Source organism: Niallia sp. RD1 (assembly GCF_024219955.1).
Lineage (GTDB): Bacteria > Bacillota > Bacilli > Bacillales > Cytobacillaceae > Niallia > Niallia alba.
The window spans coordinates 2,219,693-2,246,676 of sequence record NZ_CP100420.1; the positions used below are offsets into that span (position 1 = coordinate 2,219,693).

18 protein-coding genes and 4 pseudogenes are annotated in these 26,984 nt (G+C 35.1%); 15 read left to right on the plus strand and 7 right to left on the minus strand.

Annotated features, from left to right (window positions below):
• Positions 1-201 precede the first annotated feature (201 nt).
• The 3 genes from rlmD to NKG37_RS10605 all read left to right on the plus strand — a co-directional run bounded on the left by rlmD (position 202) and on the right by NKG37_RS10605 (position 4,380).
• The gene (rlmD, locus tag NKG37_RS10595) at positions 202-1,596 is read left to right on the plus strand and encodes a 23S rRNA (uracil(1939)-C(5))-methyltransferase RlmD (protein WP_254416182.1); all 1,395 of its coding nucleotides are present in this window, start codon (positions 202-204) and stop codon (positions 1,594-1,596) included.
• A gap of 1,656 nt (positions 1,597-3,252) precedes the next feature.
• Positions 3,253-3,465 (plus strand): YuzF family protein, encoded by a 213-nt coding sequence (locus NKG37_RS10600; RefSeq protein WP_169187916.1) that lies wholly within the window; start codon positions 3,253-3,255, stop codon positions 3,463-3,465.
• Positions 3,466-3,489: 24 nt separating this feature from the next.
• Positions 3,490-4,380 (plus strand): manganese catalase family protein, encoded by an 891-nt coding sequence (locus NKG37_RS10605; RefSeq protein WP_169187917.1) that lies wholly within the window; start codon positions 3,490-3,492, stop codon positions 4,378-4,380.
• Between the two features lie 127 nt (positions 4,381-4,507).
• Here the strand turns inward: NKG37_RS10605 and NKG37_RS10610 are convergent.
• The 4 genes and pseudogenes from NKG37_RS10610 to NKG37_RS10625 form a co-directional block, all read right to left on the minus strand.
• A pseudogene (locus NKG37_RS10610) lies at positions 4,508-4,678 on the minus strand (cell wall hydrolase); the annotation flags it as partial.
• A gap of 137 nt (positions 4,679-4,815) precedes the next feature.
• Positions 4,816-6,384, minus strand: a complete 1,569-nt coding sequence (locus NKG37_RS10615) for an IS1182 family transposase (protein WP_169187918.1) — start codon at positions 6,382-6,384, stop codon at positions 4,816-4,818.
• Positions 6,385-6,552: 168 nt separating this feature from the next.
• Complete coding sequence (locus NKG37_RS10620; protein WP_254416183.1) at positions 6,553-6,711, minus strand: hypothetical protein; 159 nt, start codon at positions 6,709-6,711, stop codon at positions 6,553-6,555.
• A 21-nt stretch (positions 6,712-6,732) separates the two neighbouring features.
• On the minus strand, positions 6,733-7,173 hold the full coding sequence (locus NKG37_RS10625) for an Hsp20/alpha crystallin family protein (protein WP_169187920.1): 441 nt from the start codon (positions 7,171-7,173) through the stop codon (positions 6,733-6,735).
• A gap of 137 nt (positions 7,174-7,310) precedes the next feature.
• Between NKG37_RS10625 and NKG37_RS26305 the strand changes: the two are divergent.
• Positions 7,311-7,994 (plus strand): annotated as a pseudogene (locus NKG37_RS26305) (spore germination protein).
• A 147-nt stretch (positions 7,995-8,141) separates the two neighbouring features.
• Here the strand turns inward: NKG37_RS26305 and NKG37_RS10635 are convergent.
• A complete protein-coding gene (locus tag NKG37_RS10635) occupies positions 8,142-8,882 on the minus strand; it encodes a MerR family transcriptional regulator (RefSeq protein WP_169187923.1) in 741 nt (246 codons plus the stop codon).
• 85 nt (positions 8,883-8,967) lie between these two features.
• Here NKG37_RS10635 and NKG37_RS10640 point away from each other — a divergent pair, with 85 nt between their 5' ends.
• Positions 8,968-9,672: a type II CAAX endopeptidase family protein gene (locus NKG37_RS10640; RefSeq protein ID WP_016202642.1), complete on the plus strand. Its 705-nt coding sequence runs from the start codon at positions 8,968-8,970 to the stop codon at positions 9,670-9,672.
• 96 nt (positions 9,673-9,768) lie between these two features.
• Here the strand turns inward: NKG37_RS10640 and NKG37_RS10645 are convergent, their stop codons facing one another.
• Positions 9,769-11,322 (minus strand): ABC-F family ATP-binding cassette domain-containing protein, encoded by a 1,554-nt coding sequence (locus NKG37_RS10645; RefSeq protein WP_254416184.1) that lies wholly within the window; start codon positions 11,320-11,322, stop codon positions 9,769-9,771.
• Positions 11,323-11,989: 667 nt separating this feature from the next.
• Between NKG37_RS10645 and NKG37_RS10650 the strand changes: the two genes are divergently transcribed.
• The 9 genes and pseudogenes from NKG37_RS10650 to NKG37_RS10690 all read left to right on the plus strand — a co-directional run bounded on the left by NKG37_RS10650 (position 11,990) and on the right by NKG37_RS10690 (position 26,231).
• Complete coding sequence (locus NKG37_RS10650) at positions 11,990-12,940, plus strand: glycoside hydrolase family 43 protein (RefSeq protein ID WP_254416185.1); 951 nt, start codon at positions 11,990-11,992, stop codon at positions 12,938-12,940.
• A gap of 156 nt (positions 12,941-13,096) precedes the next feature.
• Complete coding sequence (locus NKG37_RS10655; RefSeq protein ID WP_169187925.1) at positions 13,097-13,762, plus strand: hypothetical protein; 666 nt, start codon at positions 13,097-13,099, stop codon at positions 13,760-13,762.
• Between the two features lie 234 nt (positions 13,763-13,996).
• Positions 13,997-14,365: pseudogene (locus NKG37_RS10660) on the plus strand (sialate O-acetylesterase); the annotation flags it as partial.
• Between the two features lie 180 nt (positions 14,366-14,545).
• A complete protein-coding gene (locus NKG37_RS10665; protein WP_169187927.1) occupies positions 14,546-15,067 on the plus strand; it encodes a PadR family transcriptional regulator in 522 nt (173 codons plus the stop codon).
• Positions 15,068-15,347: 280 nt separating this feature from the next.
• Positions 15,348-16,220 (plus strand): AraC family transcriptional regulator, encoded by an 873-nt coding sequence (locus tag NKG37_RS10670; protein ID WP_016202655.1) that lies wholly within the window; start codon positions 15,348-15,350, stop codon positions 16,218-16,220.
• A gap of 234 nt (positions 16,221-16,454) precedes the next feature.
• Positions 16,455-17,033: a hypothetical protein gene (locus tag NKG37_RS10675; protein ID WP_016202656.1), complete on the plus strand. Its 579-nt coding sequence runs from the start codon at positions 16,455-16,457 to the stop codon at positions 17,031-17,033.
• 55 nt (positions 17,034-17,088) lie between these two features.
• Positions 17,089-17,778, plus strand: coding sequence for a response regulator transcription factor (locus tag NKG37_RS10680; protein ID WP_016202657.1), 690 nt, complete (start codon positions 17,089-17,091; stop codon positions 17,776-17,778).
• 85 nt (positions 17,779-17,863) lie between these two features.
• Positions 17,864-18,355, plus strand: a complete 492-nt coding sequence (locus NKG37_RS10685; protein WP_224428349.1) for a histidine kinase dimerization/phospho-acceptor domain-containing protein — start codon at positions 17,864-17,866, stop codon at positions 18,353-18,355.
• Positions 18,356-19,091: 736 nt separating this feature from the next.
• Positions 19,092-26,231, plus strand: a complete 7,140-nt coding sequence (locus NKG37_RS10690) for a 5'-nucleotidase C-terminal domain-containing protein (protein ID WP_254416186.1) — start codon at positions 19,092-19,094, stop codon at positions 26,229-26,231.
• A 144-nt stretch (positions 26,232-26,375) separates the two neighbouring features.
• On the opposite strand, the pseudogene NKG37_RS10695 reads toward NKG37_RS10690, so the two are convergent.
• Positions 26,376-26,669, minus strand: a pseudogene (locus NKG37_RS10695) (winged helix-turn-helix domain-containing protein); the annotation flags it as partial.
• Between NKG37_RS10695 and NKG37_RS10700 the strand changes: the two are divergent.
• Positions 26,605-26,967 carry an ATP-binding protein gene (locus NKG37_RS10700; protein ID WP_254416187.1) on the plus strand — a complete coding sequence of 121 codons (363 nt, stop codon included), beginning with the start codon at positions 26,605-26,607 and terminating at the stop codon, positions 26,965-26,967. The pseudogene NKG37_RS10695 and the gene NKG37_RS10700 sit on opposite strands and share 65 nt — an antisense overlap.
• Positions 26,968-26,984 lie beyond the last annotated feature (17 nt).

Below are 26,984 nucleotides of genomic sequence, written 5' to 3' on the forward strand. Positions count from 1 at the left end.
TTAAATAGAATTTGGGTGCAGCACTCATCCCTTAAAAGGGAGGGTGTTTTTTGTTATCTTTTAGGTGGGAATATTTTCTGTAGTTAGCGGATGAGAAGAACTGGATATTTTAGCGCAGAAGCTATAGTATATGAAGAAGGCAGACTGAGGAAAAATAGAAGTAGTATTTTTTTAATAGAGAGAAAATAGGAGTTAATATAAATGAAAGATAAACAGCAAAATACGATCGCAAAGTTGAAGGTAGGGCAAACCTTTCCACTGACGATAAAGCGTTTAGGGATAAATGGAGAGGGTGTCGGTTATTTTAAAAGACAGGTTGTTTTTGTACCAGGTGCTCTTCCTGGAGAAGAAGTGGTAGTAGAAGCGACAAAGGTTCAGCCTAAGTTTTCGGAAGGAAAGGTAAAGAAGATAAGAAAATCCTCTCCTTTTCGTGTACAAGCACCATGCCCTATTTATGAACAATGCGGGGGATGCCAGCTTCAGCATTTAGCCTATGATCAGCAATTACAGGAAAAAAGAGATATTGTTATCCAATCATTAGAACGCCATACAAAGCTGAAAGTCGATAAATTGGATATTCGTCCAACTATAGGTATGGAAGATCCATGGAATTATCGCAATAAAAGCCAGTTTCAAGTGGGACAGCAAAAAAGTGGTGCAATTATTGCAGGTCTATACGGACTTGATTCCCACCGCCTCATTCCTATCCAAAATTGTATGGTGCAGCATCCGTTAACGAACAAGGTATCAGAAGAGGTTCGAAAAATCTTAGAAGAATTCCAAATCCCAATCTATGACGAACGTAAACAAAAAGGGATCGTCCGTACGATTGTAACTAGAGCAGGATTTAATTCAGGCGAAGTTCAAGTCGTGCTTATCACTACCCAAAAAGAAATGCCAAGAAAAAAACTAGTGATGGCAGAAATCCAAAAAAGATTACCAGAAGTGAAATCATTAGTCCAAAACATAAACGGCAACAAAACGTCTCTTATTTTTGGAGAAAAAACAATCCACTTAAGTGGGGAAGAAGTTATCCAAGAAACATTAGGAGATTTAAACTTCGAGCTGTCTGCAAGAGCGTTCTTCCAATTGAATCCTGTGCAAACAGTAAAGCTGTATGATGAAGTGAAAAAAGCAGCTGCTTTAACAGGAAAAGAAAAAATAGCTGATGCATACTGTGGGGTTGGAACAATTGGCTTATGGCTAGCAGATGGAGCAAACGAAGTACGAGGCATGGATACCATCGAAGCAGCGATCACAGATGCGCAAAAAAATGCAGATAGACACGGTATTAAAAATGCAACCTATGTAGCAGGAACTGCGGAACATTGGCTGCCACAGTGGGTAGAAGAAGGCTGGCGTCCAGATGTAGTTGTAGTCGATCCGCCGCGAACAGGTTGTGATCGTAAATTATTAGACGCGATTAAAAAGGTTAAACCGAAGAAGTTTGTGTATGTTTCTTGTAATCCATCTACTTTAGCGAAGGATATTGATTATTTGTCTAAGGATTATAAAGTGGAGTATTTACAGCCAGTGGATATGTTTCCGCATACGGCGCATGTGGAGTGTGTGGTGTTGATGTCAAGGGTGTTGTAACCCAATAATAAACTCCTGACATTCATAACAAACTTGTAGCAAAATAAAAACAAAGTTCTGATACTTCTGTGGAAAACGTGTGGATAAAGATGTGAATAAAAAGCAGGATGAAAGAGGGTGGGAACAGGAATCCCATCCTTTTTTGCATGAATGAAAAAGCGGGAGAAAGTAGGGTGGAAACCTTACGGTTTCAGGGTTGGATAGAAAGTGTGAGGGGTTCGTAAGAACCCCAAAAGCATGAAAAAGAGTGAGAAAAAGCAAGAGAAAAAGACAGGAAGAAAAGCAAGAAATACCACGACTTTATTATCAAAAAAATAAAGTCGTGGCAGAAAAAAGTGAGAAGAAAATTGAGAAAATGATGGTTTCGTGCAATACTTTATTTTAACTCGTAACGTAGGAATGCGGGTTTGAATGGGATTTTTTAGCAGTACATTATTATGGTTGTACAGGTGTTGTAACCCCAAAATAAAGTCCTGTACTTTATAAAAAAGTCGCAACATCTTTTATTTCATGTTTAAAATAAAGTTCTGTATCAAAAATCCCTGAAACCCTTGTCATTACTCGGTTCCTGGCATCCTTATTTCTACTCTACTTCTTTTTAAATCGAAAAAAACGTGAACAAAAAGCGTGAAAAAAGGGTGGAAAAACGGTCAAAACGAGATCGGAAATGTGTGAAAATGAGGGGAAGATAGCGTGACTTTATTTTAAACGCCTACGGTGGAATGCGGGTTTGCGTGGGGTAAAGATGTGGTGAGTTTTTTTTAAATGGACAAAAATAATAATTGAAACCCTCGAGAATGCTTGTTTGACGGCATTTTTGAGGGTTATTTATATGTCTGAAATCGAGATGTGGGCGAAATTTTAGGTGTTACGCCGCCCACATCCTCCAGTATCCCTTTTTGATTTAGTTGTTCGGAAACAGTGACCACATCAATAACCCTTTATACTCTTTAATTCTGGTTTTAATTCTTCCTCTGGAATAAGTAATGATAAGGTTTTGAATAGTTTGTCATCACCTTTGTTGCTTAACTCTGCTGCTAATTTATTTACATACCAATTAGGTGCTCCTGTCGCAATTAATCATATCGGCACATGTTTCAACAGATTTTTCAAAGCGATAAATAAATACAACTTCAATATATCTTTGTCCATCTTTCGAGTGCGGCTTAATGACTTCTAATTTTTGAAATAGGCACGAGATTTACTGGTGTTCCATACAATTATAAATTGTTATACACAACTTCCAGTAGCTTGATAATATTGTCTTGACGTTGAAACAGTTCGTCCTGACGTTGAAATAGTTTGTCAAGAGTTTTCGTTATACTTTGAATGGCATTACCTGTGCCATAAAGTTTATTCTGGAACTCTACAAGCCCTTGCTTTATCTTTTCAATTTTATTGTCAATTACATCGGCGTATGCGAGCCATAGTGTAAATTCGTACATAAAAGGATTAGATTAGTCATGCCTAGGTCCAGTTTAAAAAATTGGGTATTGCTAGGCCTAGTTTCGTATTGCAAAAAATGTGCTATTGCCGTTTATTATTTTCAGGATAGTATTTAACAACAAGAGTCAAATTGAACAGTTGTTTTTCAGTCTTTTTTCATATCGAGAAACATATACTCAGTAAGAATGACTTTAGAATAGGAGGATATAAATGACAAACAACAACAACCTGTTAAGCTTTTATGATCCATATGTTTATCAGACATTAAAAACCATTGTTGGTAAATTGGTTACTGTCCAAACCATAAGAGGTAGCGTTCGTGGCTCATTGAAAAATGTATTGCCAGATCACATTGTTGTCGAATCTAACGGAACTCCCTTTTTTATTCGTACCCAGCAAATTATTTGGGTTTTTCCTGGTTAACAAAAAGAAAGTGGAGGGGAAATAATGTTTAAAAGAATAAATAAATTGGCAATTGAACTTCCTATACCCGCACACGGCGATATGAATGCTGCAGCAGCAGTACAAGAACTCTTGGGTGGCAAGTTTGGGGAGATGTCTACCTTAAATAACTATATGTTTCAGTCTTTTAACTTCAGAAATAAAAAAAAGCTAAAACCATTCTATGAGTTAGTGGCAAGCATTACAGCAGAAGAATTTGGTCATGTAGAACTTGTTTCTAATACGATTAATTTGTTATCGGTAGGTAATACTTTTCCAGGGAATCCGGATATCACTCCACTTCAAAATGGAAAGGATGCGAGAAACACCTACCATTTTATTTCTACAGCTCAAACGGCTATACCAGGTGATTCAATGGGAAGACCTTGGACTGGTGATAATGTTTTTAATAGTGGAAATCTGGTTTTAGATTTAACACATAACTTTTTTCTAGAGATTGGTGCACGTACACATAAAATGAGAGTTTATGAGATGACTGATAACCCAGTTGCTAGAACCATGATTGGGTATTTACTTGTTCGTGGAGGAACACATATCCTCGCCTATGCGAAAGCAATCGAAATTGCTACAGGGATAGACTTGACGAAAATGCTTCCAGTTCCAAATCTTGATAACTCAAAATTTGATTATGCCAGACCGTTCATAGAAAAAGGCTTAAGCAATGTGCTATACACATGGAGCGAAACAGAATACAGGGATATCGGAATGATTTGGAAAGGAACAAATCCGGAAAATGGGCAACCGCTTGAAGTGAAAATTGGTACTCCTGAAGGCGGACCAATTCCAAACTTAGAGGAGTTACCTGAAGAATTTGCTCCTGGTATTACTAGGGACGATTATGAATTAATCAAAAAACGTCTAATGGAAAATTTATAATGGATTTTTTGTAGGAAAGTAAGCGTCAAACAGTCCCCACCTATTAAAAAAGATGGGGACTGACTTATAATCTATTTATCATGTTGAATAAGACAGCGAATTGAAAGACTATTTGACCAAGGAAGTACCTGAAAACCATTCTTCTAATTGAGTTAATATCTTCAAAGTCAAAGTATCTTGAGCGCACTCGGTTTACAGCTACATTTCCAACCATTAACATACCTAACTTTCCTTCTCCTTCAGCTTCTGCACGAATTAAACGTGCTAATAGTTTAACGTCTTCTTCAGTAGCTTTTATGACTGCGAAGGTGAATTTCCCTCCCTTTTATAAACATAAAAGAGGCTGGGACATAACTAGCTTCAAATAGTGAGAAAGGTGAATTTGAGGAAACTCAAATTCACCTTTCTCTATTTTGGTGTGTAAATTCTTTTTTTTTAGTTAATGGCCGTGAATTTTCTTAAATTCACAGCCATTAACGCGAGGCCCATTTCGTTTTCTACCTTCGATTTTCCTCGTACAGAAAATCGAGTGAAACGCAAATTAGCCTTCAAGAATCCAAAAACTGGTTCCACATCGATTTTGCGTCTTCGATAAATGGCACTTGTTTTCTCTTCTGAAAGCTTCGCTCTTACATATTCTTTTTGCTGTTCCCATTTTTCATTTACCATTAATTTTCGATTGTTGCCTTCTTTAGCTTTGGTACACGATGAACGGAATGGGCATCCCGAACAGTCTTCACACTCGTAAATTTTGAGCTTCCGTTGGAAGCCTGTGTGGTCATTACGGACAGAATAATATTGAAATTCAAGACGTTTTTGATTAGGACATGTATATGTATCGGTTTCTTCATCATACGTCCAGTTATCGGGATTAAATATGTTTTGTTTATACTTTTTCTTTTGTTCTTTCAAATACATACTATACGTAATAAGTGCTTCTCGTTTTCTATTCGAAAGGATATCATGAAAGTTTTGTTCACTACCGTAACCTGCATCTGCAACAATGTGTTTTGGTAACTCAAAATAATGCTGCTCAATCTCATCTAGAAATGGAATTAACGTACGTGTATCTGTTGGATTTGTATATATACTATAGGCAAGCGTATATTGACCTTCCGTTGCGATTTGTACATTATATCCAGCTTTTAATTGTCCGTTTTGCATATAATCATCTTTCATTCGCATAAACGTCGCATCTGAATCTGTCTTAGAATAGCTATTGCGTGTACCAAAGATTTCAAAGTCTCTTTCGTATTTTTGTTTACGTAGGACAAAATCAATCAACTGCTTGCGTAATTGTTTCGGGTATTTACGTTTATTTCTTAAGGCTTTTCGTTCTAGAACATCTGATGATGTTTCAATTTGTTTATCATATTCAGTTACGACATCGTCCACTTTTTGAACTAATTGAGCGAGTTCTTCCAATGATAACTGTTTATCGCTTTCACGTTGAATTTCAGGTATGATTTCACTCTCTAGTAGCTCATTGTATAGCTGGTTTGACTTTTCAATTAAATTTTGGTGATATTTTTCAATGGTTTTCTTCCAAACAAACGTAAATTTATTCGCATTTGCTTCAATTTTTGTACCATCGATAAAAATCGCTTCTTGATCAATAAGCTTTTCTTCAATCAATTGGCAACGGAATTGAACGAAACATTGACGAATTAAATCTTTCACTTCTGGTTGAATACGGAATCGGTTGATTGTACGGTAGCTTGGTTCATATCCTTGGGCTAGCCACATCATTCGGATACTGTCTTTTAATAGGGCTTCAATTTTCCGTCCTGAGAAGATAGATTGTGTATAGGCACATAAGATAATTTTAAGCATCATACGTGGATGATAGGCAGGACACCCCTCATTTCGTAGAAATGGTTCGAACGCTTCATGAGGGATACTTTCAACTAGATGATGGATATGGAAAGCAATATCATTATTTTGTAATTTTACTTCTAAATCTAAAGGCAAAACGAGTTGATTCATGTTATAATCTTTAAACATAAGGATCCTTCTTTCTGTATAATTTTGTTGTGGTGACTTAATTTTATCAGAAGTGGTCCTTATTTTTTATTTAAAATAATCAAAGCCGGTGAAATTTTACTTATCGTAAAATTTCACCGGCTTTTTCATTTCAGAGGTGGGTTTTGTCCCAGCCTCAAATGTAATACATTATTGTATGAGAAAAGATTTCTTAATATCATCGTTTAACTGCTTTAATATAAATTTTTTCTTATGAGAGGGTAAATGTACAGTTAAAATAAGTAAATCAACTAAATCTGGTTGTTCATTAGCTATTTCTTGCAAGTAATCTTTGCCGAACTCTTTCATAACAGGTAATAGTTTACTCATTTAGTGAAAGTCCACATCAATTTTCTTTTTGTTATCATTTGTTTTCTTTGGCATTCTGACTTCAAGAACACCGTTTTTATAGGTAGCTTTTACTCCTTCATTAGATACAGGGCTTGGCAAGGATACAGTCCTATGAAAGCTACCTGTATAGCGTTCTTTTCTATACATATTTTCTTCTTTAATCTCATTTGTTTTATTGATGGTACCGTTGATGCTTAACATATTATTTTCAATATCAATATTTACATCTTCCTTTTTCTCAAGACCTGGAATATCACATGAAGCAATTACTTCATTTTCAGTTTCATGCACATCAACTCTGATATTACCAAAATTATTGTTTTCCATCCCAAGATCTAGAGGGAAGTCAGAGAAAAAACGGTCAAAATTTCTTCTCATATTTGCTAGTTGTCTAAATGGATCATACGGTATTAATGACATACTAATCACTCCTTGTTTTTTTATCACATATATTTTCTTCTTAGAATTAAAAAATATACAAGGAAAGTTATGTATATAAGAAATTTTATATTGTGAAAAATATTAATGGTTAAATTTGGAGTATAAGGGAGATTTATGTGAATTTTTTTAAAAAACAGGCTAAGCAAATTGATGTTGAAAGTATTAAAAAACAATTATCTAACTCTCCTGATTTAGTTAATAGAACCGTAACAGTCGGAAATAAAACAACAATTGAATTGTACTTTTTAAAGATTCTTGTTAACCGTATATCAATAGAAAAAAATATTATTTCTTTCTTAAATAATTCTACATCTGAAGAAATTAATCTAAATTACTTGTTTGAACATTTACCAATTACCGAAGTTAAAGAACTAGTTGAAACAAATGATATTTCAAAGTATATATTGGATGGTTTCACTTTTATTTATTTCCCTTTTGAAAAAAAAAGGACTATTCGCTGGTGTTGGTGATCCTGTTGAAAGGTCACTTGGAAAAGCGGAAACTGAATCTCTTGTTTATGGTCCTAAAATATCTTTTACGGAATCATTATCCACAAATATTAAAGTATTAAGCATAATATTTCTAATCCTAATTTAGTAAGTGATGAAATAGAACTAGGTGAACGTGTAAAGCAGAAAGTAAGAATTGTTTATTTAAATGATATTGTTGACCCTGAGCTTGTTACCTCGATTAAGGATAGGCTAAATAATATAGATATAGATCATTTCTCAGTCACAGTGACGCCTCGAAAAATCTTGTTTCACATAGATGTTACACAGTCCATAACGTCCAACACTTAGAATATTGATTAATAAATAAGTGGCTGTAAAAAAGCCTATTTTAGGAACGGTTTTACCCAAACAAAAAACAACAAAAAGTTGAATTTAAAGCATTTTTTGGTTTATCTTTTCTCTGATTTAATAGTTTGGTTACTTTGTTTGCTTCATTTAATTTCCCAATTGTTCAGATGTTGTATAACTAATACAACGTTCCACGAACTCCAATACATCTTTGGAAATCGGAAATAGTCCAGTTTCCTGAGCAGGTAGTTTTCTTACTTCCCAAAATTTTTCGATTAAATCATCGTCCCCCTGAAACGTCACTTCCGATAGCTCTATTAACTTTCTAGCAATTTGAATTCCTTGTATTGATTCTGCCTGTATACCTTGGTTTATATAATATTCAATTTGTTTCAATAACAGAATATATTGATGAGTTATTTCATCATTATGACTAAGGCTTGGAATCGTTTGTTCTAAAAAAAATTGTTCATCATCTTGAAAATAGTCAATCCACTTTTTTGGTTTGCTTTGTGAAAGTTGAACAAGTTCGGTGATGTGTTCCCAAGATAGGTCTTTTTTTAAATCTATCATATTGATTAATGAAGTGGTGTTAGCTATGCTTGTTTGAAGTTTTGAAAGCTGTTCTTGTAAGTAATTGAAGTGTGAAATGAGTATTTGTTTATAAGAGAGCTTATCTAATAAATGGTGAATATCCTCTAATGATAGTGAAAGGGACTTTAGAATAATAATTTTCTCTAATTTAAATAAATCCTCTTCTGAATAGAATCGTCTTCCGTACTCATCTTTAAAACTAGGTGTAAGAAGTTTGATTTGATCGTAATAGCGAAGTGTTCGTTTGGATAAATTTCTCTGTCTACTAACTTCTCCAATAGACCATCGTTTCATGGTATCCCCCCTAAAAAAAGCTTGCAGGTTACGTTGCGTAATCTAATATAGTTGCATTATACCATATATAGGAAGAGGGATGAGGATGGAGAACAATCAGACTAATTGGAAAGAACAGGATCCATGGGGGAGTAAAGAATTTATTTTATTAATGATACTGGAGTTTATTTTTGTCCTTGGCTGTTTAAAGTTCATTGTTTCATCGATGTATGCACAATTTTTTAATAATGATTTATATGCAGGTACACTTATGGGGTTAACAATAGCGAGTGTTTTACTAACAGGTGTCTATTTTATTGCCCTCCGTCCAAAAGCACTTTCTTGGCGTGAAGTAGGAATAAAGAGGTTTTTTAAGAAAGATTGGAAGATAATTGTTGTATTTTCTGTTATTTTACTTATTGGCGCTATAATCATTGTTGTACTTACTAGTTTTATAGGAATTTCGTGGGAAAATGGTAAGACAGAATCACTAAAACAAAACGTAGATTTCTTTACAGTTTTTATTGCCTTTGTATCAGCGGCAGTGATTTCACCAATATATGAGGAAATTTTTTATCGTGGATTTTTATATCGCTGGTTACGCACTCGTATGGGGATTTTTGGAGCGATTCTAATTAGTTCAGCTATTTTTACTATTATCCATATCCCTACCTATAATGCAATGCCAGTTAATTTTTTCAGCGGTATCATTTTTGCGCTAGCGTATGAGCGAACGAATTCGATATGGCCATCTGTAATGATTCATGGTATTACGAATGGAATGATGGTTTTGTTGACAAGTTTGGGATAAAGATAGTTTTTTAGTAACCGAAACACGCCACAAAAGATATACTTTATCAAATAAAAAGGGGTACAAAAGATCACTTTGGTACCCCTCAATCATTATTTAAAACACTTTCGTAGTCCAATCCTCACAATTCCAAATATCGGTCGCAATTTCGCGATAGAAATCAGGTTCATGGGATACCATTAAGATGCTTCCGCGATATTCCTTTAATGCACGTTTCAGTTCTTCTTTAGCATCTACGTCCAAGTGATTGGTAGGCTCGTCGAGAATTAATAAATTTGTTTCTGTGTTTAAAATTTTACATAAGCGAACTTTGGCTTTTTCGCCACCAGAAAGCACTTCGATTTTACTTTCAATATGTTTCGTCGTTAAGCCGCATTTTGCAAGAGCAGCACGGACTTCTGCCTGATTCATACTTGGGAATTCGCTCCAAATTTCTTCGATACAAGTGTTGTAGTTGGACTCTTTAACTTCCTGTTCGAAGTAGCCAATGTGTTGATAATCACCGCGTTCCACTGTACCAGAAATTGGATTGATTAATCCAAGTATACTTTTTAAGAGCGTAGACTTACCAATACCGTTTGCACCAACAAAGGCGATTTTTTGTCCTCGTTCCATTTTCAAATTGAGTGGGCGAGAAAGTGGTTCGTTATAACCAATAACAAGATCTTCAGCCGTGAAAATCCAACGACTAGCAGCACGAGCTTCTTTGAATTTAAACTCTGGTTTTGGCTTCTCTTTCCCTAATTCGATAATGTCCATTTTGTCGAGCTTCTTTTGACGAGACATCGCCATATTACGAGTCGCAACACTTGCCTTGTTACGAGCGACGAAATCTTTCAAATTAGCAATTTCTTGTTGTTGACGCTTGTAAGCAGACTCTAACTGCTGCTTCTTCATTTCGTGTATTTTTACGAAGTTATCATAGTCACCAGCATAGCGATTCAACTCTTGGTTTTCCATATGATAGATTAAGTTAACAACACTGTTCAAGAATGGAATATCATGTGAAATTAAGATAAATGCATTTTCATATTCCTGTAAATAGCGCTTCAACCATTCGATATGCTGTTCATCCAAATAGTTTGTAGGCTCATCTAGTAATAAGATTTCAGGCTTTTCTAGCAATAGCTTAGCTAGCAAAACTTTTGTACGTTGCCCACCGCTAAGATCAGCTACATCTCGATCGAGTCCAACATCGTCTAATCCTAGACCACGAGCAACTTCCTCCACTTTTGAATTAATTTGATAGAAATCATTACTATCTAATGTTTCTTGTAGCTCCCCAACTTCTGCAAGTAATGCATCGATATCAGCACCCTCATCACCCATTTTTGCATAAAGGTCATTAATCTCTGCTTCAGCATCAAAAAGATATTGAAAAGCAGTGCTCAAAGCCTCGCGCATCGTCGTGCCTTTTTGAAGTACAGCATGCTGATCTAAATAACCAACACGAACTTTTCGTGACCACTCAACTTTCCCTTCGTCAGGTTGCAGCTTCCCAGTAACAATATTCATAAAAGTAGATTTACCTTCACCATTTGCCCCTACTAGACCAACGTGTTCCCCTTTTAAAAGTCGAAAAGACACATCATTAAAAATCGCACGATCACCGAAACCGTGACTTAAACCTTTTACGTTTAATACACTCATTTTTTTAACCCCTTCTTTTATATCACATGTAGATATCATACTAGATTTATATTAGATTTTCTAACTTGAAATTATTATTTGTGTAAAGTGAAATTCGATTTTGGAATTATACTTACTTGGTCATCTCACAAGTAGGATAAAAGTCTATTATACAATATGATAGGAGGTTTTCCTATATGGGAATTGTTGAATAAAAGATGAAATAATTGGTTGAGTCCTAAACTAAAATCTTAGGGAGTACATTCCATTGGTAAGGCGCAAAGAGAGAGCGTCCCAAACTTTATCCGAATATCCTTCAGGTAAAATAGTGGGAATTAGCATGATTTACCTTCAGTACATGTTCGGCGTTCACTTATAGTCAAGTAGAGTCTCCCGAAATAAACTATTTGACCTAAAAAAAGTGTAGACCATCCATACTCTCTATTAATTTTAAAAGGAAATGAAAGCGTTGACAGAGGATAAATATATTGGATAAGTAAAAGGGAGAGTAGGGATATGTTATGGAATTCGAGGAATAACTTAAGTCTTTCCTTAATTTAGGGGCATTTTCTTATGCACCTATACACACTAAAGAACTTATGATTAGAACTTTAGCTCAAATGCCTTATTAAAAGATTATTTGTAATGTAGTTTTCATAATTTAAAAACGTGGTAGGAGGAGGAAACTATGGGGAAATTAACTTTTCATAACCCGATTCTAGATCCTGGGGCAGATCCTTGGGTGTATAAAGATAAAGATACTTACTATTTTATGGTAACAAAAAGGACAAGACTCGATTTATGGAAGTCACCTACATTAAGTGGAATGGCACAAGGTACTTGTAAAACGATTTGGACTGCTCCGAGTGAAGGAATCAATTGTGCTAATATTTGGGCTCCAGAAATTCATCGGATAAATGGGAAATGGTATATATATTTCACGGCAAATGACGGGATAGGCGATGATCAATCAAGGAAGATTTTTGTGCTAGAGAATTCGGCGGAAGATCCGTTTAACGGGGATTGGGTAGAAAGAGGATATGTAAATACAGAATATCCTGGTTTAGATGGAACGATTTTTGAACATAAAGGTCGACTTTATTTTGTATATGCTGGATATGGGAACTTTCCTGAGTATGGATCAGCTCTATATATAGCTGAGATGGAAAATCCGTGGACGCTTACTGGTCCGAATGTATTATTGTCAAAACCTGAGTATGATTGGGAAAAGCAAGGTGGAATGGCGATTAATGAGAGACCTGTAATGTTAAAGAGGAATAATAAGTTGTTTCTAGTCTATTCTGCTAGTACCACTTGGTCTGATGATTATAGTTTGGGGATGTTAACAACCTCAGAGAATAAGGACGTCATGAATCCCGAAGTTTGGGTTAAATCTACTGAGCCTGTATTTAAGAAAAGTATCGAAAATAAAGTATTTGCTCCTGGCCATAATAGTTTTACACAATCTCCTGATGGGACAGAAGATTGGATTGTTTATCATGCTATCTCCGAATCAGAAGGAGGAAGCCAGCAACGAAGTACCCGAATACAAAAATTCAATTGGAATGCCGATAGTTCCCCTAATTTTGGAATTCCATTATGTACATCAGCACCGATTACCATTCCTTCTGGTGAGTGATAAGTAGGGAATTGCTAGCTCCTTTTCTCTTTATCTATCTCTGAGAGTCAAATTTTTATTTTTGTCTTTTTAGGGTGCCTGACACCTGATTAGAGGTTATAATTGAGCAATAATAAAAGTCGTTAATCGTTAATCGTTAATCGGAAAGGAGGATTTATGCATTTAATTATAGCCAGCTCCATCTATTTTCTACTATGTACTTCTGTCTTGCTTTTTCATAAGGAAAGAAATTTCATTCTTTTTGTGAAGCTAACATTTATATACATTTTGACATTTGTTTCGTTTAAAACAGATTCTTTTACTATACCAATAGGAATAATATTTGGACTAATATTTCTATTCCAAGTAAAGAAGGATAAAAAAATAGTGCTTCTCTCAGTAATTTATGGAATTCTAACTAACATCGTGCTTCATTATTTTACTCCTCCCATACCGTTAGGCTACATCACTGAATCTACTGAGATGTATGAAGTTGTGGAGAAATTTAATGAAGTAGAGTATGTTAAAACATTCTTAGAAACAGAAGAAATGCAATTAAATATTAAAAAATTTGTAGATAGAGATTTAGATATTCCCTATTTCATGCTCCTTTCTTATATTCTTATAGATAATGATGTTGCAGTTAATGGAAGAGTAGAACTAATGTCAGGTCCCCATGAAAAGCATCTATCAGGGACAAAAATAAAAAAGACGGGAAATACAGAAATTGTATATTTGAATTATAATGGGATAGATTACATTGGTCTCTTTGAATACTCAAAAGGGGAACCTTATTTAAAAGTAGTAGTAAGAGGTAGTGTTAAACAAGGGTTGGTAGATTAGATGGTGCTATATTGTGAGGGTGCTAAATTACTTATAGTGCTATAGGAACAGATAGTAAATTTACTCTTATATAATTGACATATGGTCTAATTAGACTATAATAAGTAAGTGCTGTTAGTCTAATTAGACCAACAACGAATTTGGTGTTCTACTTTTAGGATAGTCTACCAATAATATATTTAGGAATTGGTCAGATTTTATATAAATAATAAATAAGAAGAAAGGATGAAGCAAATGATTAAATCATTTTTAATGATAGGACAGTCGAATATGGCAGGACGAGGGTTTATCGATGATGTGCCCCCGATTTATAATGAAAGAATTCAAATGTTACGTAATGGGAGATGGCAAATGATGACGGAGCCCATTAATTATGATCGCCCTGTTTCTGGAATCAGTCTAGCTGGTTCCTTTGCAGATGCATGGTGCAATATAAATCAAGAAGATATGATTGGCTTAATTCCTTGTGCGGAAGGAGGAAGCACACTTGATGAATGGCATGTAGATCAGACTCTTTTTAGACATGCTATAACAGAAGCGAAATTTGCTATGGAGAATAGTGAATTAATAGGAATTCTATGGCATCAAGGAGAAAGCGATAGTATGAATGGTAATTATACGCAAACAGAAAACATATATAGGAAAAGCCTAGATTTGGCGTTAGGAAAAATTTCATATCGTGAATTTGAATCTCAACTTAAGCAAATCTACAAGGGGTAAACTTTATCATCGCGGAATACCTATTCGCATAATTTTAATGAAGAGTATAAAGAAGGTGTTTTTTTGATCCCACTACTAATTTTAGGTTTATTAAAACAAAAACCAGGTTCTTACGGTTACGAATTATTAGCATTAATGGAGGAGCGTCACTATAAATATATAGTGAATTTTACGAAAGGTTCCTTCTATTATAATCTTCAACAATTAGAAGAAAAGCAATATATTAAAAAAATTGACCAAGTAGACAATACTAGAGAGAAGCATAATTATATTATCACGGAACTAGGAGACAAAGAATTCGAAAAATTGATGTATAAGTATGGGGCTAAGACCGATTATATAAACTTATCTTTTTATGCAGCCATGTTATTTGCTAACGAATATAAAAGGGAGGAACTAATAAAGCTAATAAAAATACAAATCGAACAAACGGAAAAGAAAATCTTTTTATTAGATCAAACACTACAGCATAACGAAACTATCCCTACTTATTTTAAAAAAATGTTGGGAAATTCACGTTCTCATCATTTAGTAAATATTCAATGGTTTGAAGGACTGTTAAAAGATATAAGAAATGAAAATTAATTTAAGAGAAATGTTATAAAAAGTGTGTAAGGATAAATGAAATCAGTATTTATTTAAATAAATTTATGAATGGTTTATTGAATACTTCCATAGCTCTTTGTGTTTGTACAGCTCATTAAAAGGTACGATAAGTGCAATTATCTATCACGGGAGATGAGGAAAAAACCCTACTAATGGAATTTTTCTTTATAGGAATCTTCATCCGATAATATCCGTTTCTTTTTCATCGGGTTTTGTTTTACGATCGAAAATATAATGAACACATGAAGGAGGAAGCGGCGTGCTAAAAAGTATGAACGAGGCAATGGATTATATTGAATCACATTTGTACGATGAGATTGATTATAACGAATTGGAGCGAATCACAGGAACTTCTGTTTATCATTTTCGAAGAATGTTCTCATTCCTTTCTGGCATGACGTTAGGAGAATATGTCCGTAATAGGAGATTATCTAACGCTACTTTTGATTTGCTACATGAAGGAATGAGTGTTACTGAAACAGCATTCAAATATGGTTATGAATCTGTTGATGGATTTTCACGTGCCTTTCGGGAATGGTCGGGAATCAATCCTTCAGAGGTCAAAAAGAAAAACATGCTTAAAGCATTTCCTAAACTCTCCTTCCAATTAACGATTCAAGGAGGAATAAATATGGATTACAGAATCGAGAAAAAAGAAGCTTATAAGATTGTCGGTGTAAAAAAGAGAGTTCCCATTCAATTTGAAGGAGAAAATCAAGAAATAATCAAGCTAGCAAAAAGCATTACACCAGAACAAAGAAAAAAACTGCACAGTTATGCAAATATGGAGCCAAATCAAGTTGTGAATGCTTCCTATAATTTAGAGGAAGGATGTATGGAGGAAAAAGGAAGTCTTGATCATATGATTGGCTTCTTAACCACAAAAGAGTTAGATTTTGATGGATTTGAGGTAGTAGAAGTCCCAGCCCTAACTTGGGCAATATTTTCATCTAAAGGGGAATTTCCAAAGATTATGCAAGAAACCTGGGCAAAAATTGCTTCAGAGTGGCTTCCTGCTTCAGATTATGAATTAGTAGATGCCCCAAACATTTCATTTACAGGAGATTTATCCGACAGAAATAATGTTTATAGTGAAATTTGGTTCGCTGTGAAGAAGAAAGGTGAAAAATAGCAAGTATTATCCCATTTTAAAAATCGGTACTACTGCTAAGTAGTTCGTTATCTCAATCCCATACAATAAAAATCCAGGCTGGTCCAAATAGTGGACCAGTTATTTTTTCTTCCTCCAAAGGTTTATTCTCAAAAACTTAAGATTTTCTTAAGGAATTTATTAACTTCTTCTTATACTTTTAGATGTAAAGTTGATGATAGAAATTATTTTTGATAACAGAAGAGGAGGATAATCATGACAGAAAAAAAGGTATATCTTCTTTTAACAGATACTGGTACATTTTTTACAAAGTTGATAAAACTATATACAAAAAAGCCTTATAACCATGCGTCCATATCCTTTGACTCTGAATTATCAGAGGTATATAGTTTTGGAAGAAAAAAGGTTAGAAATCCCTTCATCGGGGGATTTGTAAAAGAAGATGTCAAGCAAGGCTTATTTAAACAAGCAGATTGTGCCGTTTATTCCCTTACAGTAACAGAAGTTCAACTAGATAACATAAAACGCTATATAAAGAAAATGGAAGAACAAAAGGAATACTATCGTTATAATTTCTTAGGCTTATTCGGATTTATAGTAAATAAGCCAATAAAGAGAGAAAAGGCGTTATTCTGCTCTCAGTTTGTTGCCTCCGTGCTAAAGGAATGTAATATTATTGATTTTGAGAAGCCATTATCACTTATTACACCAAATGATTTACAGGAAGTATCAGAATTGAAACTAGTGTATGAAGGAAAGCTAAAGGCTTATCCTAATAAAGGGGAATCAAATGAATTGTGTGTTCCTATTCCGTACATCCCCATCGAATTGTGATCCACATTTCTCCATGCTCTTGCCAATATATTAAACGAAAAGGGAAGAATTTAAAGTGAATCAGACGATAAACATTTTAGTTGTTGAAGATGACAATGATATTAATCAATTATTATGCCGGATTATAAAAAAGAGCCAATACTATCCACAACCTGCCTATTCGGGTACAGAGGCACTGATTTATTTAGATAAGCAGAGATGGGATTTAGTTTTACTTGATTTAATGCTTCCAGGTATGGCTGGTGAACAAATTCTTGAAAAAATAACGGCAAAAGGTTCTATGCCAGTTATTATTATTTCAGCAAAAAGTGAAAAGGAAACCAAAATTAATAGCTTACGCTCAGGGGCAGATGATTTTATTTCTAAGCCTTTTGATGTTGATGAAGTGTCTGCTCGCATTGATTCTCTGCTTCGTAGATACAAACATACGAATGAAACCCCTAAACAACTATTAACGCATAAAGATATTCACCTTGATTTGGATACAAAGACTGTTTATGTAGAAGGCGCAGAAATCACGTTAACAGTTCGGGAATATAAGATTTTAAAACTTTTAATGACTTCACCGAAAAAGGTCTTTTCCAAATCGAATGTATTCGAGAGTGTATGGAACGAGCCTTTTCATGGGGATGACAACACGGTTAATGTTCATATGAGTAACTTACGGAATAAACTCAGTAAGGCAAATCCAAGTGAAGAATATATCGAAACAATATGGGGAATGGGCTATCGTCTCAAATCTTAAGGTTTTCTTAAGGTTTGCCTTAAGCCTTTCTTACGATTTACAGATCATACTAATGATATAAGTAATGGAGGGAGGCTAATAACAGATGAGCGAATATATTCTAAGAACAAATAAACTAACAAAAAAATATAAAGATGACTTTGCCCTGGAAAATGTTAATGTATCCATTATAATAGCGGTCCTTTTGCTCACTCGCTTATTTGCTTTAAAAAAAGAAGTGAAAAAGATAAGCAAGCAATTGGAAAAATATAACGATCGAAAAACGAACAAAAAAATAGAAATGGCCCTTTTTGATAAGAATATGGAAAAACTAGGATTGGAAATTAATAAACTTATTGATCTGTACGTGGCCGAAAATAGAAAGAGAATCAGATACGAAAATGAACAAAAGCAAGCAATTGCCAATATGTCTCATGACTTGAGAACGCCATTAACTTCTATTTTAGGATATATTCAGATGGCTGAGGAAGAGGATGTTACAGAGGATGAAAGAAAAGAAATCTACATTTCAGATATAAGAAAAACGTCACCAGAAAAATTAAAGACTGTTCTGAGATATAAAGTGATTGAAATCTGATGTTTCAGTATCTTGAAATTGTGTCTTTAATGACATAAAAAACGGATGATGGGGCAAAAACCTCCTCTATAACAAAAAGCCGGTTGAATTTTACAATAAGTAAAATTCAACCGGCTTTGATTATTTTTTTCAAAAACAAACCCTCTGTTAAATTTAAGTTACGCATAAAATATTTTGAAAGTAGGTCCTTGCGGTTAAAAAATTATACCGTGAATCAATTAATTTTAAGTAGAAAAAGAGTTTTATATTACACCGAACGATATCCATATTGTGACAAAAAATAATAAAATTCTATTTTTTTTGTAAATTCTTTATATTTTTGTAAATGAAGCTTGTTAAGAGATTTATATCATTATACAATTATTCTCGGGTAGGTTTGTTATATTTTGATAGTAATAATACAAATTAGTCTACCTATATTAATAACATAGGTGAATAGGCCTATAACTGCTTTTCGGCTACAACAATATTGTCTTGCAAAGGATGTGACAAAGAAAATAGCTAATTTTGGAGATTTATAGTGGATTGTGTAAAAGTCATGTGTGGGAAGCTACATATATAAAAACTACTATTCAATTAGGATAATTTCTAACAGAAAAGTTCCTTAGTAGTAGTCATCTCGTTTTGGAATATAAGTGTTTACTTGCAGTACTTGTGTAGGTCACTATCAAACAAGATAGTCTCATTTCGAGACGTCCGAAACATGAAGCTAATCTAAAATAAGAGGAGAGAAAACATGAAAAGAAGAAATAAGAGGAATCTTAGTATTATCACGGTAATTGCTATACTTTTTAATTTATTCTCACCAGTAGCTAATTTAAATGTAAAGGCTGAAACGGTTGTAGCTACAGATCTGCTTATCTCCGAATATATTGAGGGATCGGGTTTTAACAAGGCTATCGAATTATACAACGGAACAGGCTCTGACCTTGATTTAAGTCAGTATAGTCTAGGTATTCATACAAATGGGGCAGAGGAAGTTTCACAAAAACTTACGCTATCTGGCACATTAAAAAATGGTGAAACTTATGTACTCTATCATGGTCAAGCCGATGAAAAAATTAAAGCAAAAGGGAATCTTGAAAATTCAACGGTAATTAACTTTAATGGTAACGATCCTCTTGTTCTATTAAAAGGAGACTCTATCATTGATTCAATTGGGCAAGTTGGCTCATCTGCTGATTTTGCTAAAGACGTTACTTTAGTTAGAAATAGTGATGTTCTAACAGGTGATAAAAATAGTAAAGATATTTTTGATAGAAATGTAGAATGGACAAATAAAGGGATTAATTTCTTTGATGATCTCGGAACCCATACTATAGGTACAGTAATTCCTGAAGAACCTACAGAACCAGTTCCTGCTATTTCTATCGCAGATGCTCGTCAGCTTGGTGCGGGGAATACAGTTACTATAGAAGGAATTGCGACAACTAATTCAGGACTATGGGGAAGCGAAACCTTCTATATGCAAGATACATCTGCAGGGATGTTTGTATATGCTAGCCCTAAATCGGTTAAGTCAGGAGATAAAGTAAAAATAACGGGCGTATTAAAGACATATAAAAACGAGCTGGAAATGGAACCAGCAAGCCTCGATATTATTTCTTCAGACAATGAACTACCAGCTGCACAGTCTGTTGCTGAAGTAACTGGATCTACACAAGGTGAATTGCTCAAATTACAAAATGTGACAATCTCTGAAATGACGAAAGATAGCTATGGCACTGCTACGTTCCAAGCTGTATTTGAAAGTGGAGAAAAAGTAAGAGTTATTCACGATAATCGTACCGGCTCTACTTACGATGAATTAATTAAACATTATAAAGAAGGAGATAAAGTTCATCTTACAGGAATTGGATCTGTTGATGAAACTGGATTCCATCTGAAAACTACTGGTCTTAATAGCTATGATTTAGTAAACAAGCCAGCCGTTTATACAACCCAAACACAAGGTGTAGTTCCAGCTGGTACAAAGGTCGAATTAAATTCTGGTATTGATAATGCGGCTATCTATTACACAACAGACGGTTCCGCGCCAACTGAAACTAGCACAAAGTACTCGGAAGCAATCGCTTTAGAAACAGGTGAAACTACGATTAAAGCAATTGCTGTTAATAATGGCACAGTAAGTGATGTATTTAGCTTTACTTTTAAAATTCTAAATACTGAAAATATCCGCATCCATGATATTCAAGGAAAAGGACATATTTCTGAATATAATGGCTCTTCTGTTACGGACATAACTGGTGTTGTGACCTATGTATTTGGTACAAGCAGTTTTGTTATGCAGGATGTTGATGGTGCGGATACTGACAAAACCACTTCCGAAGCAATTGAAGTATATAAATCATCTCATGGTGTTTCTGTTGGTGATAAAGTATCTGTTACTGGAACAGTTACGGAATATGGCGGAGGAGCTAACCTATCGAAAACACAAATTACTGCAACGGCAGTTACTAAAAATGGTACAGCTGAATTACCTGCTCCACTTGTCATTGGGAAAGATATTTTCCCTCCAAATAAAGTAATTGACAATGATGAAATGAAATCCTTTGATCCAGAAGAAGATGGTATCGACTTTTGGGAATCTGTTGAATATATGCGTGTTTCATTTCCAGATGCTCTTGTAGTTGGACCTCCATATTCTAATGATGTGCCTATTATTGTGGAAAGCACGACAAATAATACGTTAAATAATCAGGGTGGACTAAATATCGCAAAAGACGATTATAACCCTGAAAAAATCTTTTTGGATAATGTAGGCAGTAACTTCCAACCAGGTGATAAATTTAATGGCGATGTAGTAGGGGTCGTTACTTATTCAAGCAATGGCTATCAATTATCAGTCAATAAGAACGAATTACCTACTGTAACAAAGGCAAACTTAACACAAGAAGTTACTCATATTGCACCTGCAAAAGATAAATTAACTGTTGCTTCTTATAATGTTGAGAACTTCTCAAATAACAAATCAAACACTCCAGATGACAAAGTAGCAAGAATTGCCAAGTCATTCGTGGAAAATATGAAGTCTCCTGATATCATTACTTTAATAGAGGTACAGGATAATGATGGAGAAACGAATTCTGGAAATACAGATGCATCAGAAAGCTATCAACGTTTAATCGATGCGATCACTGTTGCTGGTGGTCCAACCTATAAATGGACAGATGTAGCGCCTGTGAACAATGCGAACGGTGGAGCGCCTGGTGGAAATATCCGTGTTGGCTATCTTTACAATCCTGAACGAGTAACATTAGTTGAAGGAACAAAGGGAGCAGCAACGGAGGCAAATGGATGGACGGAAACGGGTAACCTGACATTAAATCCAGGTGTTATTAACCCAGAAGCATTTACTAACACACGAAAACCACTTGCTGCAGAATTTGAATTCGAGGGTCAACATGTTGTTGTGATCGGAAATCACTTGAATTCTAAAGGCGGAGATCAATCTTTATGGGGAGCTAATCAGCCACCTATATTGTCTTCCGAAACAGAGCGCCTAAAACTAGCAAAAGAAGTAAATAACTTCATTAAGGATGGTCTTGCAAAAAATCCTAACTTAAATGTGGTTGTAGCTGGAGACATGAATGATTTCGAATTCACGCCAGTTCTTGAAACCTTAAAAGGTGATATTTTAACAAATATGGTAGAAAAGGTTCCTGCAGAAGATCGCTTTTCTTACTTCTTCCAAGGAAACAACCAAGTACTAGATCATATTTTAGTAACAAATAAATTAGCTGATGTAACAACAGCTGATATGATTCATATTAACGCAAACTTTACGGAAGCAACTGGACAAGCATCTGATCATGACCCAGTATTGATTCAACTTGATTTACCTAAATTACCAGAAGTACCTGATTTAACGTTCATCCATACTAATGACATTCACTCTGCTTTGGATAACATACCGAAGACGGTTACTGCTGTAAAAGAAATACGAGCAGCCAATCCAAATGCACTTCTCCTTCATGCAGGAGACCAATTTACGGGTACATTATATTTTAATGAATTCCAAGGGAAAGCAGATTTGGCGATGCTAAACTTGCTTGGAGTTGATGCAATGACTTTTGGAAACCATGAATTTGATTTAGGTTCTTCAGCAGAAGGACATCAAGCATTGGTTGACTTTATTAAGGGAGCAAATTTCCCATTTGTAAGTGCAAATGTTGATTTCTCGAAAGATGCTAAATTTGCTGGACTTCAAAATAAATCAATCGAATCAAAATTTGAAAATGGTGAGATTTACAGTGGAATTGTTAAAGAAGTAAACGGTGAAAAAGTTGGTATCTTCGGTTTAACGACAGAGGAAACAGCAGATATTTCTAGCCCAGGATCGATTGTTTTTGAAAACTATCTAAAAGAAGCGGAAAAAGCAGTCGAAGCTTTTGAAAAAGCAGGTGTCAACCGAATTGTTGCATTGACACATATTGGATATGACGATAACGCAGCAATTGATAACGATCTAATTCTTGCTGAAAAAGTCGAAGGTATTGATGTAATTGTTGGCGGTCATAGCCATACAACATTAGAAAAACCAGTTATTGTAGACAAGGATGAAACACCTACAGTAATTGTTCAAACCGGAAACTCAAATGGAAATCTTGGCGTTTTAAATGTAAACTTTGATGAAAATGATGTAGTGAAAACTTATGATGGTCACTTAGTAGCTATTGGTGCTCAAACAGAAGATAAAGAAGCTGTTGAAGTCTTAGCACCATTTAAAGCACAGGTTAATAAAGTGGCTCAAACTGAAATCGGTGTATCTACACCAATTGCATTGGAAAGTCCACGTACGAATGGCGATGATACAAAACCAAGTGTCCGTAAAAATGAAACCATTTTAGGAAACTTGATTACCGATGGAATGCTTGAGAAATCAAGAACATTTACTGGTAAAAATGTTATCATGGCACTACAAAACGGTGGTGGTATCCGAGCATCAATCGATAAAGGACCAATCACTGTTGGAGAAATAATCACTGTTCTGCCATTTAACAATACTTTAGCAACCATGGACGTAACGGGTGCTGAGCTCAAAGAAGCATTTGAAATTTCTCTAGGTCAATACCCAACAGAAAACGGTGGCTTCTTACATGTAGCAGGTGGGAAAGTTGTGTATGATGCAGCAAAACCAGCTGGAGAGCGAATTGTATCAGTTTCATATTTAAATGAAGATGGTAAATATGTAGAAGTTCAAGATGATACAATGTACACAATTGCAACAAATGCATTCACTGCTAAAGGTGGCGACGGTTATGGAGTATTTGCCAACGCATATGCAGAAGGCCGTGTAACAGATTTAGGGCTATCTGATTGGGAAAATTTCCGAGATCATTTAGTAAGTCTTGGAAGTGAAGGTATTCCTACTGAAGTGGAAGGAAGAATTGTTGATGTAGCAGATGAGTTTAACTTATCTGTAATGCATACTAATGATATCCACTCTGCTTTGGATAACATGCCGAAGACCGTTACTGCTGTAAAAGAGGTGCGAGCAGAAAATCCAAATTCACTTCTTCTTCATGCAGGTGACCAATTTACAGGTACATTATATTTTAATGAATTCCAAGGGAAAGCAGATTTAGCGATGCTGAACTTGCTTAGCATTGATGCAATGACTTTTGGGAACCATGAATTTGATTTAGGTTCTTCAGCGGAAGGGCATCAGGCATTGGCTGACTTTATTAAAGGAGCAAACTTCCCATTTGTAAGTGCAAACGTTGATTTCTCAAAAGATGCTAAATTTGCTGGACTTCAAAACGATTCAATCGAATCGAATGTTGAAAATGGTGAGATTTACAATGGCATTATTAAAGATGTAAATGGAGAAAAAGTTGGTATCTTCGGTTTAACGACAGAGGAGACGGCTGATATTTCTAGTCCAGGATCTATTACTTTTGAAAACTATCTGAAAGAAGCAGAAAAAGCTGTTGCATCCTTTGAAGAACAAGGGATTAATAAGATTATTGCATTAACTCATATCGGATATGACGACAACGCTGCGATTGATAATGATTTAATTCTTGCTGAAAAAGTCGAGGGCATTGATGTAATCGTTGGCGGTCATAGCCATACAACATTAGAAAAACCAGTTATTGTAGACAAGGATGAAACACCTACTGTCATTGTGCAGACTGGTAATGCTAATAGTAATTTAGGTGTGTTGGATGTAACTTTCAATAAAAATGGGGTTGTAACAGACAATAGTGGACGTTTGATTGCAATTGGCTCCCAAACACCTGATACTGAAGCAACAGAAGTATTGGCACCATTCAAAGCACAAGTGAATAAGGTGGCACAAGCAGAAATTGGTGTGTCTACACCAATCGCATTAGAAAGCCCACGTACGAACGGTGATGATACACAACCAAGTGTTCGTAAAAATGAAACAGTTCTTGGGAATTTAATTACAGATGGAATGCTTGAGAAATCAAGAACATTTACTGGTAAAAATGTTATCATGGCACTACAAAACGGTGGTGGTATCCGAGCATCAATCGATAAAGGACCAATCACTGTTGGAGAAATAATCACTGTTCTGCCATTTAACAATACTTTAGCAACCATGGACGTAACGGGTGCAGAGCTCAAAGAAGCATTTGAAATTTCTCTAGGTCAATACCCAACAGAAAACGGTGGCTTCTTACATGTAGCAGGTGGGAAGATAGTATATGATGCGAAAAAACAAGCAGGAGAGCGCATTGTATCTGTTTCTTATCTAAATGAAGATGGTAAATACGTAGAAGTGAAAGACGATGTAATGTACACAATTGCAACAAACGCGTTTACTGCTAAAGGTGGCGACGGTTACGGTGTGTTTGCCAAAGCATATGCAGAAGGTCGTGTAACGGACTTAGGTTTATCTGATTGGGAAAACTTCCGAGATCATTTAGTAAGTCTTGGAAGTGACGGTATTCCTACTGAAGTGGAAGGAAGAATTGTTGATGTGAGTCAAGAACCAGGAGAAGAACCAGGAGAAGAACCAGGAGAAGAACCAGGAGAAGAACCAGGAGAAGAACCAGGAGAAGAACCAGGAGAAGAACCAGGAGAAGAACCAGGAGAAGAGCCAGGAGAAGAACCAGGAGAAGAACCAGGAGAAGAGCCAGGAGAAGAACCAGGTCAAGAGCCAGGAGAAGAGCCAGGTCAAGAACCAGGAGAAAATCCAGGCAATAATCCAGGAGAAAACCCTGGTAATCCAAATCCTGTAAAAGAAGTTAAACTAAAAGTAATTAAAGATGGAAACAAATATAAAATTAGTGATTCTGCACTTGCCAATCTTGCAGATAATGCTGTAGTTTATATCAGTGTTGATAACAAAATCAATGCAACCATTACACTAACGAAAGAACAAATTCAGGCTTTACAAGAGGCTGATGCAACAATCGTGGTAAGTAACGGAAATGTTGAGATTCAAATCCCTGCTTCTATTCTTCCTTTAGCTGATCATGTAGAAATTAAAGTGAAGAAAATGAAAGTGAAAGGTTCAATGGTAGCATATGACTTCACAATTGCGGCTGATGGAGAAACATACCATAAATTCAATGAAAAAGTTAAACTTACATTCAAAGTTGATTCAAAGCAAGTCAAAAATCCTAAAAATGTAAAAGTTTATTATTGGAATGAAAAGGAAGGTAAATGGGAATTAGTTGGTGGAGAATACAAAAATGGTGCTGTGTCAGTTTATACAGATCACTTCAGTACGTATGGTGTATTTGAAGGTCAACCAGATTCTTCTAAGGTTCCAACTCAAGTTAATGAGCTTCCTAATACAGCGACAAACAGCTTTAACATTTTACTTGCAGGATTTATGTTAATAGTAGTTGGAGTTGGTTTATACTTTGTTAAGAGAAGAAATGGTAAAACAAATTATTAAGTAGTAAAGAAATAAAGAAACTGCGACATAATGAAAAGAAGAGAAATTGAGTACGCTCAATTTCTCTTTTTCAAACGCATACCTTTCCATATATTAGTCCCAAAAGTCAGATTCTCTCTAACTATTTGGAAGTAGCATAAAATCTTATTGGAAACTGTCCTTTTTCATAAAACGATAACCGACACCCCAAATCGTTTCAATAAATTGCGGATTTGAGGGGTCCTTTTCGATTTTTTCTCTTATCTTTCTAATATGAACGGTAACTGTGTTCACATCTCCCAATGAATCATATCCCCAGATTCGCTCCATTAAATGTTCTTTCGTAAAAGCGATATTTGGATTTTTAACTAAGAATTTTAGTAAATCGAATTCCTTGGCAGTAAACATTTTTTCTTCATCATTAACAAACACTCTTCTTGAATCACTTTGGATAAGGATACTACCAATTTGGAGGGTAATTGTAAAAGCTGAAAGGGAAAAAGGTTTTGTTGTCATTAAAGTAATCGACCATGGAAGAGGAATGTCAGAAGAAGAAGTGAAGTCTCTAGGAACCCCTTTTTATTCATTAAAGAGCAAAGGAACAGGTCTTGGATTGATGATTTGCTTTAATATTGTCGAAAAATACAATGGTAGAATTGAATTCAAAAGCTTAAAGGATTATGGAACAACTACTTTAGTTCGCTTTCCATACTGCGATCGAGCAAAGGCAAAGTACAAAAGGAACTTACAGAAGTAAGCTGCAAGGAATAAGAT